At 56.9% G+C, this 12,301-nt stretch carries 14 protein-coding genes; 2 read left to right on the top strand and 12 right to left on the bottom strand.

Annotated elements, in window-relative coordinates; all coding sequences use genetic code 11:
• Positions 1–2 precede the first annotated feature (2 nt).
• The 10 genes from NTCA1_RS00100 to NTCA1_RS00145 form a co-directional block, all read right to left on the bottom strand.
• Complete coding sequence (locus NTCA1_RS00100) at positions 3–3,329, bottom strand: tape measure protein (RefSeq protein ID WP_159827040.1); 3,327 nt, start codon at positions 3,327–3,329, stop codon at positions 3–5.
• 25 nt (positions 3,330–3,354) lie between these two features.
• Positions 3,355–3,498: a hypothetical protein gene (locus tag NTCA1_RS00105; RefSeq protein WP_159827043.1), complete on the bottom strand. Its 144-nt coding sequence runs from the start codon at positions 3,496–3,498 to the stop codon at positions 3,355–3,357.
• 77 nt (positions 3,499–3,575) lie between these two features.
• On the bottom strand, positions 3,576–3,923 hold the full coding sequence (locus NTCA1_RS00110) for a hypothetical protein (protein WP_159827046.1): 348 nt from the start codon (positions 3,921–3,923) through the stop codon (positions 3,576–3,578).
• A 55-nt stretch (positions 3,924–3,978) separates the two neighbouring features.
• Complete coding sequence (locus NTCA1_RS00115; RefSeq protein WP_159827049.1) at positions 3,979–4,434, bottom strand: hypothetical protein; 456 nt, start codon at positions 4,432–4,434, stop codon at positions 3,979–3,981.
• Between the two features lie 59 nt (positions 4,435–4,493).
• The gene (locus tag NTCA1_RS00120) at positions 4,494–4,847 is read right to left on the bottom strand and encodes a hypothetical protein (RefSeq protein WP_159827052.1); all 354 of its coding nucleotides are present in this window, start codon (positions 4,845–4,847) and stop codon (positions 4,494–4,496) included.
• Positions 4,844–5,185, bottom strand: a complete 342-nt coding sequence (locus NTCA1_RS00125) for an HK97-gp10 family putative phage morphogenesis protein (protein WP_159827055.1) — start codon at positions 5,183–5,185, stop codon at positions 4,844–4,846. Before NTCA1_RS00125 ends, NTCA1_RS00120 begins: the two co-directional genes overlap by 4 nt.
• Positions 5,175–5,486 carry a hypothetical protein gene (locus NTCA1_RS00130; protein WP_159827058.1) on the bottom strand — a complete coding sequence of 104 codons (312 nt, stop codon included), beginning with the start codon at positions 5,484–5,486 and terminating at the stop codon, positions 5,175–5,177. The genes NTCA1_RS00125 and NTCA1_RS00130 overlap by 11 nt, the downstream gene beginning before the upstream one ends.
• On the bottom strand, positions 5,486–5,887 hold the full coding sequence (locus tag NTCA1_RS00135) for a hypothetical protein (RefSeq protein WP_159827061.1): 402 nt from the start codon (positions 5,885–5,887) through the stop codon (positions 5,486–5,488). The genes NTCA1_RS00130 and NTCA1_RS00135 overlap by 1 nt, the downstream gene beginning before the upstream one ends.
• A gap of 69 nt (positions 5,888–5,956) precedes the next feature.
• A complete protein-coding gene (locus NTCA1_RS00140) occupies positions 5,957–6,934 on the bottom strand; it encodes a hypothetical protein (RefSeq protein ID WP_159827064.1) in 978 nt (325 codons plus the stop codon).
• 102 nt (positions 6,935–7,036) lie between these two features.
• Entirely contained in the window at positions 7,037–7,678 is a 642-nt protein-coding gene (locus NTCA1_RS00145; protein WP_159827067.1) for a kinesin, read from the bottom strand.
• A 144-nt stretch (positions 7,679–7,822) separates the two neighbouring features.
• Between NTCA1_RS00145 and NTCA1_RS00150 the strand changes: the two genes are divergently transcribed.
• Together NTCA1_RS00150 and NTCA1_RS00155 are read left to right on the top strand one after the other, a co-directional pair.
• Entirely contained in the window at positions 7,823–8,638 is an 816-nt protein-coding gene (locus NTCA1_RS00150; RefSeq protein ID WP_159827070.1) for a hypothetical protein, read from the top strand.
• 5 nt (positions 8,639–8,643) lie between these two features.
• Positions 8,644–9,285, top strand: coding sequence for a DUF4145 domain-containing protein (locus NTCA1_RS00155; protein ID WP_159827073.1), 642 nt, complete (start codon positions 8,644–8,646; stop codon positions 9,283–9,285).
• Here NTCA1_RS00155 and NTCA1_RS00160 read toward each other — a convergent pair.
• Positions 9,215–10,633: a DUF4055 domain-containing protein gene (locus NTCA1_RS00160; protein ID WP_159827076.1), complete on the bottom strand. Its 1,419-nt coding sequence runs from the start codon at positions 10,631–10,633 to the stop codon at positions 9,215–9,217. The genes NTCA1_RS00155 and NTCA1_RS00160 overlap by 71 nt on opposite strands.
• A gap of 43 nt (positions 10,634–10,676) precedes the next feature.
• On the bottom strand, positions 10,677–12,041 hold the full coding sequence (locus tag NTCA1_RS00165; RefSeq protein WP_159827079.1) for a phage terminase large subunit: 1,365 nt from the start codon (positions 12,039–12,041) through the stop codon (positions 10,677–10,679).
• Positions 12,042–12,301 lie beyond the last annotated feature (260 nt).

Below are 12,301 nucleotides of genomic sequence, written 5' to 3' on the forward strand. Positions count from 1 at the left end.
GTTTAACTCGCCTTCTGGTTCTTGAGTTCGTCGCGCACCATCGCGCGCATGTTGCGTTCGTGCGCCGCCAGCTGAGCCTTCATCTGCGCCAAGCTGTCGTTGGACGCGCTGCCCTGAATGATGATGCTGGTTCCGCCGATGGTGACGTTGCCGCCAGCGCCAGCGCCGACAGCCTTACGCGCCGTGCGATTATTGATGATCGTGCCAGCTGCGCCGAACTTCATCAGTTCAGGGCCGTGCTCGCCAACGAGGTAAGTGCCACCGCCCTTGATGGACCCGCCCGCTGCGCGAGCGCCGGATACGCCACCACCGCCGATTGCGCCGCTGATGACGCTGGTAAGCAGGCCACCGATACCGCCCTTGCCGCCCAGCTTTTCACCAAGAATGACGGCTTTCGCGATAGCTTCCAGCAAACCGGCCAAGACGTCACCGATGAAGGATTTGAAAGCCTGCTTGGGGTTCTCCCAAAGCGAGGAGAGGAAGCTGGCGAACTTGCTGACAGTCTCAAGCTGCCTGTCCATGGCAACGCCTTGCTCTGCGATCTTCGCTAGGTTCTCCTCATTGAGGATCAGTTCTGCCCGTTTGGCTTCGCTGATGCCTTCCAGCTGCCTGATCTTCTCGATATTGGCGTCACGCTCGCGCTGGATTTGCAGGACAGCGCGTTCATCGTCTGCCTTGTCAGGGTTCATGCGTCCGCGCTGGTCGATAGCTAGGTCTTCGCCGCGCTCCTTCTGGTCGCGCTCCAAGTCCTTGACTGCCTGCGCGTTTTCCTTGGCCTTCTGTAGGCGGTAGTAAGCAGCCGCCTGAGCATCGACGCGCTTTGTCTGCTCCGTCGTAACCGCGAGGTCAGTTTCAAGACCTGCACGACGACGAGCCTCGACCATCGCAAGCTGCTCTTGGCTATACTGCAACTCACGGAACTTCTCATTAAAGTCTTTGAGGATTTCAGTTACCTTGGCTTCCTGCTGTCCGTCGCGAAGCACCTTGAAGAGACGCTTGATCTCATTCGCTTTGGCATTAATCTGAGTGATGTCACGGCCAAGCCCTGCGCGCTCAAGTTCATCAGCAAGCGCCTTCTGCTCCTGAGTAAGCGTCAGGTCTTTGATGCGGGCGTTGAGGTTAGCAACAGCGTCGGCATATTTCTTTGCTGCCTTCTCAGCGTCGCTATCTCCCTTGCCCTTCTTGTTATCATTGGCGGCACTAGGCTTTGCCGTCTTAGTCGGCTGTTTCCCCTTGGCGGCTGCTTCCTCGTCCTTCTTGGCCTGGGCCTGACGTTCTCTGGCTTTCTGATCGGCGCGCTTTACCAACCCATTGAGCGCAGTCTCAACAGGCTTCGTGAAGCCGGATGCGTAAGCTCTACCAGCGTCCGCTCCGAGCGTGACCATTCCGCCTCCGGCCATACGCCCGAACGTCACCTCCTGCATCTTGCCGAAGCCAGCCCCGAGGCTGTTGGCGAATTCCAAAACGGAGTTGATGCCGCGCACGGCACGATTGATGAAGTTCTCAACGATGGTGATCGCGCCATTGAAGGCGTTGGCAAAGATCGTGCTCAGGGCCTTTGGTAGTCCGGTAAGCACGGAAACCATCGCGTTTGCCATACCACGCCAGTGACCCAGCACCACGTCGACGGTGCGCGCCACGAGGCGAGCCATGCCGAGAAGTGAGAAGTCGATACCGTCGAAGAACTCGCCTGCGGCGTCTATCATGCCGCTGAACGTGTCAGCGAACCAATCACCGATGCTGCCGAAGGTATCGCGGGCGAAGTCACCAAGCCCGCTGAACGTCTCGGAGAACCAGCTGCCTACGTCAGATGCAAAGCCTGAAATCGCGTCCCATGCCGAGGATGCAGCTTCGCCTAGCATCTCGAATGCGGCGCGGCCCACGTCACCAATGCTGGCAATCGAACCGCCGCCGATCATGATGCTGTCACGGAACTGGTAAAGCAGTGTGATCGTCGCCGTGAGGGCAACAGCTAGTGCCGTGAACGGGTTGGCGAGAAGCGAAGCCATCAAGCCATTGACCGCATTCTGCGCCATCTTCATGCCCGCGCTGAACAGGGCAGATGCAGTGCCCGAAGCACCAAGCGCCGTTTCCAGTGCGACGATGCTCTTTACCGTGGTCATGATCCACGAGACGGATGCGGCGGCCTTGAAGGCCAGGAACGACGCGGCAGCGGCCTTTGCGACCGCAACCAGCCCGGTCATGTTGTCGAGCAGGAACGCGATGGCCTGCCCGCCGATTTCTTTAAGTGTGGTCAGGACAGGAGCCAGTTGGTCGAAAACCTGACGCATGGCCTTGCCGATCTGCTCGAACGTCGGCAGCATTGACGTGCCCCAGGACTGCACCTTTGCGACGATGACGGCGAGGCTATCGCTGATGCCAAAGCCCTTGGCGAAGCTGCCTGCAATGAGGGTGAAGGTGTTGCTTGCTGCGGTCTTGATGTCCGCGAAGCTAACGGGGATTTTGCCGAATTCCTTCTCGATCCCTGCAACCAGCTTCGGATCGGTTAGAGCTTTCGCGATCACCTGGGCCGTGATCTTGCCGTCACTTGCCAGCTTCTTCAGTTCGCCACGCGGTTTACCGATTGCTTCGGCAAAGAGGTCCATCAAACGAGGAGCGTTCTCGTTGATGCTGCTGAACTCGTCACCGGCCAACTTGCCCGCCGCCATAGCCTGCGAGAGCTGAAGGATCGCCGCCGATGCCTGGTTTGCGCCAGCGCCACCGATCTTGAGCGCCATGCCTACGGTTTGCGTTGCGGCTGCAACCTGCTTCTGAGTGATGCCCAGCGTGGAAGCATTGCGCGCCATGGTGGCGTAGAGGTCTGCGACGGAGCCAAGATCGGAACGGCTGGCGTTCGCGATGGCTACAACGTCTTTTTGCGCCTGTGCGTAGTCACCGAACTTCGCGGTCGCGAGTGTCAGCTTCGCTTGAATTTCACCTGCCTTATCGCTGAAGCCAGTGAAGGAAGAGGTAAGCTCTTTCAGTCCGTTGATAGCCGACTGGAAAGTCAGCGCGCCCAGCGTTCCCGCGAAGCTACCCATCGCAATGGATGAGCGGCTGATAGGAGCAGGTAGAGCCTCAATGGCCTTTCGCATTTCATCGGTGGCGCGGGTTGTCTCGGAGCGAGCGCGCTCCATCTGGCGCACCAGTTCTTCAAGGCCCTGGATGCGGACGGGAGTGCGGCCCAGACCAGCGAAGCTACTCTGAATTGCACTCGTGCTATCAATCGCGGCAGTCTTGGTCGTATTGAGTAGACTGCGTAGCTGTTGCAGTCCTCGAAAGGCGCGGTCGCCATCGAATGTAGCCGCAAAAGATAGGTTTTCACTCATGCGATAGGCGCCTCCATAGTGTCGGTTATTTAGTGAAGGTCACACTATCCCTGGCACGGCGAATGCGCTCCATCGCCTCCGAACCGGAGACCGGTTCATCGCTACCTTTCTCATCTTCTTGCTCGCTCTGCCACGCGATCACCGCCAACAGATATTCAGGCCATGTCATGTCCCAAATCTCTGATGGCGGTGTGCCGTGATTAAACAGGTTCGTGTATGCAATCTGATACGCGAACTTGAGAGTAGTTACTTTTTTTGGGTGTCTGTCGCTGGCTTGATGGCTTCGGCCAAATCCTTGCCTGCCATCTGACTAAACAGGGTCATAAGTGCAGCGTTGAACTCCTCATCCTCGAAGTTGCCTAGCTTGCCGAAAAACGCAGCGTAGATTTCTTCGCGGGTGTAAGCCGAGCCTGTTTGCAAGTGGAAGAAGAGTTCCGTGAGGCGCATGGGATGACCGCAGTTCGCCATGTAATCTAGGGCTTCTTCGCCGGTCGCCTCCGAGAGGTTCTTCAAGCGGTCTAGACTAGGCAGTAGCTTAATTTCGTTATCATCGAACTGGAAAACACCAGTCCCGAGACGGCTCTTGAGTGCCATTATTGTTCTCCTTATCAGGCAGTGTGAGCGGGATCGCTCCCGCTCACGTATTTAATCAAGGTGTGACTGGCGCAGTCTCGTCATACTGGGTGACTTCACCCGAATTCGAGAGTGTGTAGGAACCCTCACGGACGCCAGTTGCGCCTGCGGTGATTTCAACGCCGGTCATGAGGAAGTTGCCCGAGAACAGCTTCTTGGTGCCGTCTTCGACAATCAGGTAAGACCACGACTTGTTGCGTGCCTGACGAAGCAGAGTATCAGCGGCATCAGTTAGCGCCGCGTTGGTCGTAAAAGTGAGTTCCCAGCTCTCAGTGCCGGGCATCGAGATTTTACCTGCCGACTTCGTATCAATCTCCTGAGCGTCAACGCTGTAAGAGAGAGTGAATTCGTTTTCGTTCTCGATTAGCTCAAAGCCGTTCGTGATCGCGTCCGCTGCCTCAGGATCGGCAGTCTGGGTCTTGCCGATGTAAACACGGCACTTGGAACCTAGCTTGATGTTTTCAGTAGCCATGTTTGGCTTACCTCCGTTTATGGTTATAACCGAAGGTATTTATTGACGGCTCGGGCTAGTCAGGCTTTGAGAGCGCGAGGGAAGAACACACATGGGATGATCCAGCGGTTTCGCTTGTTCTCTGGCTCTGGGCGAGGAAGAAGCTGTTGCGCCTGGACGCAGGGACTACCCTGGAGAGCAGCGAGGATCAGCTTTGCATAATCAAGCTGCTCGATGCTTAGGTCTGTGGTGACGTAGCAGAGATTGAATGTGTGACTGTTTAGCTTGTCGTCAAGGAACGTCAGTCCATCGATGTAGATCGCAGGCAGCTTTGTCGGGACGCCATAGTTGACCAGCCCGAGGTTCAATCCGGCTAGTCCGCTTTGAGCGGAGACGAGTTCCTGAATGTGCGTGATTAGCGCCTTGATGCTCATCGCATGGCCTTCCTGAGCACCTTGCTGGTCCGCTCGTAGAGTTTGTGGATCGTTGCTGCCCACGCGACGGCCATGAAGGGCTGTGCGGGTTGCTTGCTGGTTCCCTCTTCGACGAAGCGGGCATGAGGGGCAGTAGCGAACACCTCCACACCGGCAGGCGTAACGCGCCCGTCAATGCTATCCCTCAGAGCGCCTGTCTGAACCGGGACGATGCTCTTTGCGTAAGGCTTAAAGTCCTCTTCCAGCCACGCCTTAGCAGCGTCCGCAGGGGCATTCTGCATCTGACGTAGAATGGCATCGACCTTGCCGATTGCTTCATCAAAGCCCTTAACGCTCATGCAGCACCGCCTTCTGGGCGAACTGGTCAGCACCCACGCCATTTTCCACGACTTCTACGATGTCGTAGGTCACGCCGTTCTGCGTCAGCTGGCCTCCACGGATCGGGAAGGGTGTTGCGCCGATGAGGCATTGGATCGCGGCTGGCTCTTCCGGCTTACGGCTCGCACTGAGCACGCGCGCAAATACGTTCGCCGTCCGGTCGGCCACCCCGAGAACATCGCTCCTGACGGTGATGGTGGCAGGCTTTGCGACCTTCGCCAGCAACCTATCGGCTGTCGCCTTCATCTTCTTGAGGTCCATTAGCGGACCACCTTGATGACGTTCAGGCCTTTGCCGTTGCTCCCGGTGACAGTGACGGGTGAGAGCAAAGCGGTGATGTCAGGGAATGGGTCTGAGGTTGCTACGTTGTCAAAGTAGGTTGTTTCTTCGGAAACAACGCCGTCCAGACTTTCCTTCTTTGTCTTGATCGCGGATGCTTGGCGCAGCGTGGTTAGGTTGTCGATCATTGGAGCAAGCTGGATAGTGGCTTCGCGGATGAGAGAAGCAGCGGTTTCGGTGTCTACTGTCCTGTAGCTTGCGCGGATGAAGTCAGAGGCGCGATAGAGTGCTGACAGCTTCTCGGTATCAGAACCGAAATACTGCCAATCCTCGTTCCCCCTGAGTGCGTGATAGGCATCTGCCTCTGTGACGGTGATCTGCATAGCATTACTTATGCAGAGACGGCGAAGCCCCGGCCTTCCGGCCAGGGCTTGCTTGTCTGTCAGTGCCGATTAGGCAGCTGGCTTGATGACCACGAGAGGGATTTTCTTCTCGTCGGTGGCAGTGGCGTATGCCGAAGCCGCGTTCAATTCCGCGAACGAAGGACCGCCCTTAGCAGCGAAGGTGCCAGTGTAATCAAAGCCCATTGGGTGAACGATGGACTTCCAACGGAACCAGATGGTTTCCTGTCCCGAACCGTTACCTGCCGACGCGGCGCTCTCAACTTCGACGCTCTTACGTGCCTGAGGCGCAGTGCCGAAGTGGAACAGACCAGCGCCAAGGCCCACGATGTTTGCACCAAAGCGGTCATCAACGACGATGCGGCGGCCTGCAACGGTCTGGAACGCGGTGTTCGCCTCCGAAGCAGGAACAGTGTCAACGAGGTTGGCAAGCTGTAGTTCGAGGTAGTGAGCCGAGGACATGCCGAGGGTCGTGACAATACCAGCATTGTCGCCCTTCTTAGCCTGAACGGCCTTGAGCACTTCCTTGATGTCGAAGCCGCCGGTCATTTCGTGGGTGAACTTCTTCGCAGTGGCGTCACCGGCAACAATGCCGTTCAGAACAGCAAAGAGGTGGTTTACCTCGTCGGTGTTCTTGTAATTTGCCACGCGGCCCGAGAGGACAGCCAAGGGATCGACAGCCGCGAAGTCAGTGACGAGGTTCATGCCCGACACACCCACGTTACGGTGAGTGCGAACAGCGTCCCACAGCTTCGTGTCCATCTTCAGTGGAGTTGCGCTGTCGGTAGGATCGTCGTTGGAGATGTTGCTTTCGACGTATTCGAGGTCATTCCACGACTGAACCTCAGTGCGGATGCCTTCGCCAGCGGTCAGCGAACGAGAGATCAGGGGAGAGCTGGTAAGAACGCCAGCAGCGCGGAAAGGATTGGTGCCTGCATTGTAGGCTTCGTCAATTGCGCCCCAGACAGTGCTGGTTGGCAGCTTGGCGAAGTCCTCTAGGGTAAGAACCGAAGAACGAGTATATGCCATGTATCGTTGGCTCCTCTTATTGGGACAAGCCGACCCGCAAAGAGGAGCCGGACGGCAGTTCGCTGCCGTCCGTTATTTATTCAGGCGGTATAGTGTGCTGACTTAGGCGTCAGTCTTCAGGTCTGGTCTTCCAACTTCATCAGCAATTGCGTTTGCTACTTCGACACCTTCTTCGATGTAGACACCCGCGTAGGCACCGTGATTGTAGGTTTCCTTTGTGAAGCCGTGGCCGGATGCCTTGGAGCCGTTGTTACCCTGGCTATCAGCACCGCTGTTGTCGGCGGCGCGCACGTAATGAGCGCCGTCCTTGGCAAAGAAGCCTTTGGCGTAGTCTGCGATGGACTTGCCCGCGATGGAGGCTTCGCCATCTGCGTATTCAACCCTGCGGTGCATGAGTGCTTCAACAGCCTCGACCATCTCAGGGCGGACGTTGCCGGAAGCGATTGCTGCGCTGATGGCGCTGTCTACGCGCGTTGTCTTGAGTTCACCTGCGAGGGTGTCGCGCTCACTGGTGATCGATGCCAGAGCAGTCTCTAGCTTCTTGTAATCACGTTGTAGGGTTTTCAGTTCGTTGCCTGCGGCGGCGTTGGCCTCTGCTTCGTCGGCCAACTTCTCGGCAGCTTCTGCGCGGGTGCGCTCTGCCTTCTCGCGATCAATGAGTTCGGAATTCTTTGCTTCGAGGCGGGAGATCGAGCCAAACGCCTTGTCGAGGTCGGCCTGCAGCTCTTCGATTGTCTTCGTCATGTTAACCTCTGGGCCGGGAGCCCTCAAAAGGGGTGCAGCGGGACTGCGGCTTGCACCGGCGGGACCGGTGCGAAGTATTTAGCGGGGGTATGGAAATGCTCCGGTCTTTGCTGCTACGAGCAATGCGAAGCAGGGGGGCAGATCATGAGCGAAGCAGGAAGCCGACTATCCGATCTTGAGCGCAGTGTGGGCCTTCCGCTCCGCGTTCTTGGTGGTCGCGTGTTCTTGGAAACTCCAACATCGGACAATCTCAACGGTTCGGCGGTGGAACTGAAATGCAGCCTCACCGGCTTCACAGAGCTGTTCCACACATCGATCGTCATAGGAGACGAGAAGCACTTGGCTTTGCCCCTGTTCAACGGCGACGAGGAACAGGACCGGGAGGAGGAAGTTGGATGGCGGCTTAGTTCGTGTGCCATCATGGTTTCGTTCCGGCCTATCGACGAAGCTGCGCTTGCTGAGATGGCCGAAAAGAACGACGGAAAACCTATCGTCGGTCGCCTAAATTATTGGAAGCCTATCAATTCGGGCGATGGGGTAGTCAACGACAAGTGGCCTACGGTGACAATTTGGGTCGGCGTCGGGCGAGACAATTTCGCGCTGTTGAGTGACGCGGTCCGCCGAAATGATCTCAGAGGTGTGGAGGTCGGTCTTTCAATCGAGTTCCCTGAGGGATCGGTCACGTCCCGAATGGTTGGGCGAAAGATAAGCTGGAATGGTGAAGGGCAACTTCCAGTTACCTCTGCCGGGATTGTTTGGAAGAGTGGCGATTGGTCTTCCGAAACCGATTCCTTCCAGCTCTCCAAGCCCGAAAAGCGTCGGATTGAACGTGAACCTAGCCCAGAGCATATCGAAACTATGCGTGGGATTAACGGTGTCAGGGAAGTTCTCAACAAGCTGATGACACCTGTGTGGATAGCTGCCATCGCGGCTGCTGTTTCCATCTTCTTGCGCGGATAAGTGCGGTGAAGTTCACTTTCAGCAGTGGTGACGATGGCATGGGCTGGATGGAGTTTATATCATCGTTGATTGGTTCGCTGGCGTGGCCTGCGGTGGTGTTGACAATTGTGCTGGTGTTTCGTCAGCCGATTTCAAAGCTGATTGCGAATATCAAGGAAGCGAAGTGGGGCGATACTTCGGTCCTGATGCATCAGAAGTTGGACGAGGCCGAGCAAGCGAGCCGCGAGGTGACAGTCCCAGAACCAACGCGAAACCAGCCACCGAGAGCACATGCGGGTCTGGACCCGGTTCAGGTGCCCCCTGCATACGCGAACACGGTCCCAGACATTGCCGAGCAGGAATATGTGAAGTGGCTACCCCAATCCCCGGCGATGGCAGTCATCCGCGCATGGGAGGATATAGAGGGGATGTTGCGCGAACTTGGGACCCGTCACGGTGTGCCGGGAACGATTTTGGCGCGTTCAGCCAATCACATTTCCCAAAAGCTGACGGCGATGAATGTCCTTGAGCCTACCGTCGCGAATTGGCTGATCGAAATGCGGCAGGTTCGCAATGCGGCTGCACATGCCAAGGAAGTCACGGAGACGGACGCTCTCCGCTTTCTTGAATTGGCGAAAAAGGTGCGGGTTGTCCTGAAACAACTGTAACGGGAGCTACCCCAGCGCGCCTGTCCGCGTCAGCTTCGATGCGCTTTTCCTCTTCCTTAAGCGTTAGCGTCTCATTGTGGACACCTCTGTCACGCAGGGCGAAGAAGAAGCTCTCGAAGGACATTCCGCCACCCTGGTAGACGGTAAACAGGGCGGAAATCTCGCTCGCGTCCATCTTAGCGGGCAGGTAGTCAGTGTTCAGCTGGTAGTTGACCGTGCTGCCATCCGTCCAAAGCGCGACAAGCTGCAACGCCTGGGTGATCTTGGCGCTGATGTGGTTGGCAATGGACGCTAGGACGGAGTTCTCAGCGCCCTGACGCAACGCTTCCGTCTCTGCGGCCTCCGCGACAGCCTTCTGGCGCGCAAGGATGCGGCTTGCGACCACGGCCAGCTTATCCTCCGTGCGTTCCAATTGCCTTTCCAGCGAGGGGATACCGTCACCGGAGGGAGCGACCCATTTGAGGTCGGCATTCTCGCCCTCAGCGGCGATGATCGCGCCGGGTGAAACGGTTAGCTTGTCCTCCGCGCCCTTTTCCAAGCCCTTCGCGAACAGCATGGGGGTGGAGATGAACATATGGCAGGACGTGAGGAGGCCCTGAACGCGGTAATGATCGAGGTTCAGCTGAACAACGTGATCCATGATCGCCGGTTGCGGGCAGAGCATGTCGTCCTCACTGAGAAGGACGAACGGGATTTCACGGAATGGCTGGCCGTTGCGGCGCGGCGTAATCGTCGGACCTGGCTGCCAGCCTTCGGCTTCCTTCGTCCAAATCGAAACTTGGTAGATCCCGCCGACGAGTTCGAGGACGCGCACGGTGTCCTCGTCATCAAGCACGCGCACATACGTCAGAGCCCTGCGAGCCCCTACGACGCCCCTTCGAACTTCAAGGATGCTATGGGAGGGGTATTGCAGCACATAGGGACGGATGCCCTCTGCGATAGCTTCCCCGGCGCTCGTAGCGGTTCCTGAGGGGTGATCGACAAGCAAGCCGTAGAATGCGGTTGTCAGGTATGCCTTACACACTTCCTTCGCCAGTTCGTTGATCGTCTTGCCGTCGCGGGTGATGACATCTTTTAGCTGCGCTTCGACAATGCCCTCGTTCTCCAAGACAGGAGCGCGACGGAACATCAGCCCCAGCAGGCCGGTCAGCGTTCGGTTGGCGGCTGGGTAGAACGAGACGTGATCCTTGAAAGCCTTGTAGTCCTTGGCCTCCTGATCGCTGAACGCCTTTGGTAGATACTTTACTCCGCGCCTTTTAACAGCGTAGTGGCCCGCGATGACATCAGCATTGATATTCCAACGCTCGTGTTCACAAGCGATGCTTGCATGTGGTTTGTTGATGTCCATTCAAAGGCCTCGCATATTCCAATGCGAGTATTTATTTGCGCCCCTATGCTCGCCCGAACCCACGCGCTTGCTTGACTGTCAGGCCGCCGCTGTTTCCCCCTGATAGCTTCATCAGTTCAGTAAGGCCCCAGACAAGTGCGTCCATGCGATCAGGGGACTTCTTGGTGTCTTCCTTGTAGCTGCACATCTGCGCCTCAAGTTCCTTGAAGCCCTCAGTGTGGAAGACCTTGCCTGCAAGATAGAGTTGCTGCACAGGCTGGGCGCGAACCAGCTTACCGCGCGTGGCGGTGACTAGCTTGATTGGCATGTTGCGACGATGAGTGCGGATCGTGTGCTCCACCATTTCGCCGCCATAGTTCTTCTCTGCGACAACAAGGTCAGCTTCCCAGAAGTCGTAGAGGTTCGCGACCTTCTTGGACCATTCTTCTGGATTGGCGCTCGTGGAGGCATCTTGCAGGACGTAGGCGTTGCCATCCCAGCCAAGCCCGACAACCACGATACCGGTCTGGTCGCTCCTGTTGCCTGACGTGCCCGCAGGGTCAACCGCGACTACGATGCGAACGAAGCCGTTGTCAGGAGCAACGCGATACTTGAACATGTCCTTGCGGAACAGTGCATTCGGATTGTCATCTCTCCAGCGACCCTCAAGGAAACGAGAGGCCATGTTGGGCGAACCATCGTAGCGAGCAGCGAGCTTATCCAGATAGCCAGCAGCGATGTTATTGGCGTTCTCGTGAGCAGGAAGAAAGACACGACGCCAAGTTCGGGCTTCTTCTGGCGAGAACGGCTTGCCTGACGTTGGATGCTGCTTTTCAACGAATGTCTGATATTCCCAATCGGTCTTTACGTCTGGATTGCAGTCAAAGAGCATGAGCGGGCGGCACATGACCGGTAGACCATCAGGCCCCATGACGGGACTGCCATCGCTGCCGACCATCTGTGCAGTGTCGGCCATACGAGAAGCCAACTGCTGGACGATCTCGTAATCATCAATTTCGTTGCACTCGTTGATCCAGGCAGTAGCGTATTGCGCGCCCAGCACCTTATCAATGCGGGTCGGGTCCAGGCCTTCGAAGTAGATCTTCGAGCCGTTGTGAAATTCGACCACGTTGTCATTCTTAGCAACGCGGACGTCCGAGCGTTCCAGATAACCCGGATAGAGCATCCCCATGATTTCAGGGAATGTGCCGTGGAGAAGGTGACTGTGGCAGCTACGTAGGGTGAGACGGAAGATCGCGTGTTTTGTGCCAGGAAAAGCAAAGGCACGAGCCACCGTGAGGGCAGTCAAGATAGCAGACTTGCCGGAACGAGATGGACCAAACGCAAGTAGATTATCAACTAGCGGGTCTTGCCAAGCGATGTTCGTTAGCTTCAGCTGCTTGGGGTTCGGGATGAATGTCTTGCTCATCCCATACTTACCGAAGGTGTCTTAGCCTGCGACACTCATTAGTCTTCGGATGACGCGACCCCCGCGAGGACATAGCTTAGCATGGAAGGAGACAAGCTATGTATGCGAACATGCCCCGGATGAGGATGATTGAGGTGGTTGTCGTGGTGGCTCTGGCGGTGGGCGTGACGCTGCTCTAAGGAGTAAGACTGCCGACAAGCAAAAGAGCCGGGAGTGATCCCGGCTCTTTGTGTCTTTCATGTGCTTAACCGGATCTTCCC

This window comes from Novosphingobium sp. TCA1, from assembly GCF_009811895.1.
Classification (GTDB): domain Bacteria; phylum Pseudomonadota; class Alphaproteobacteria; order Sphingomonadales; family Sphingomonadaceae; genus Novosphingobium; species Novosphingobium panipatense_A.

Bases quoted from the DNA above. Each gene is read 5' to 3' on its own strand.
- NTCA1_RS00100 (WP_159827040.1), bottom strand. From the start codon at position 3,329: ATGAGTGAAAACCTATCTTTTGCGGCTACATTCGATGGCGACCGCGCC.
- NTCA1_RS00105 (WP_159827043.1), bottom strand. From the start codon at position 3,498: ATGACATGGCCTGAATATCTGTTGGCGGTGATCGCGTGGCAGAGCGAG.
- NTCA1_RS00110 (WP_159827046.1), bottom strand. From the start codon at position 3,923: ATGGCACTCAAGAGCCGTCTCGGGACTGGTGTTTTCCAGTTCGATGAT.
- NTCA1_RS00115 (WP_159827049.1), bottom strand. From the start codon at position 4,434: ATGGCTACTGAAAACATCAAGCTAGGTTCCAAGTGCCGTGTTTACATC.
- NTCA1_RS00120 (WP_159827052.1), bottom strand. From the start codon at position 4,847: ATGAGCATCAAGGCGCTAATCACGCACATTCAGGAACTCGTCTCCGCT.
- NTCA1_RS00125 (WP_159827055.1), bottom strand. From the start codon at position 5,185: ATGAGCGTTAAGGGCTTTGATGAAGCAATCGGCAAGGTCGATGCCATT.
- NTCA1_RS00130 (WP_159827058.1), bottom strand. From the start codon at position 5,486: ATGGACCTCAAGAAGATGAAGGCGACAGCCGATAGGTTGCTGGCGAAG.
- NTCA1_RS00135 (WP_159827061.1), bottom strand. From the start codon at position 5,887: ATGCAGATCACCGTCACAGAGGCAGATGCCTATCACGCACTCAGGGGG.
- NTCA1_RS00140 (WP_159827064.1), bottom strand. From the start codon at position 6,934: ATGGCATATACTCGTTCTTCGGTTCTTACCCTAGAGGACTTCGCCAAG.
- NTCA1_RS00145 (WP_159827067.1), bottom strand. From the start codon at position 7,678: ATGACGAAGACAATCGAAGAGCTGCAGGCCGACCTCGACAAGGCGTTT.
- NTCA1_RS00150 (WP_159827070.1), top strand. From the start codon at position 7,823: ATGAGCGAAGCAGGAAGCCGACTATCCGATCTTGAGCGCAGTGTGGGC.
- NTCA1_RS00160 (WP_159827076.1), bottom strand. From the start codon at position 10,633: ATGGACATCAACAAACCACATGCAAGCATCGCTTGTGAACACGAGCGT.
- NTCA1_RS00165 (WP_159827079.1), bottom strand. From the start codon at position 12,041: ATGAGCAAGACATTCATCCCGAACCCCAAGCAGCTGAAGCTAACGAAC.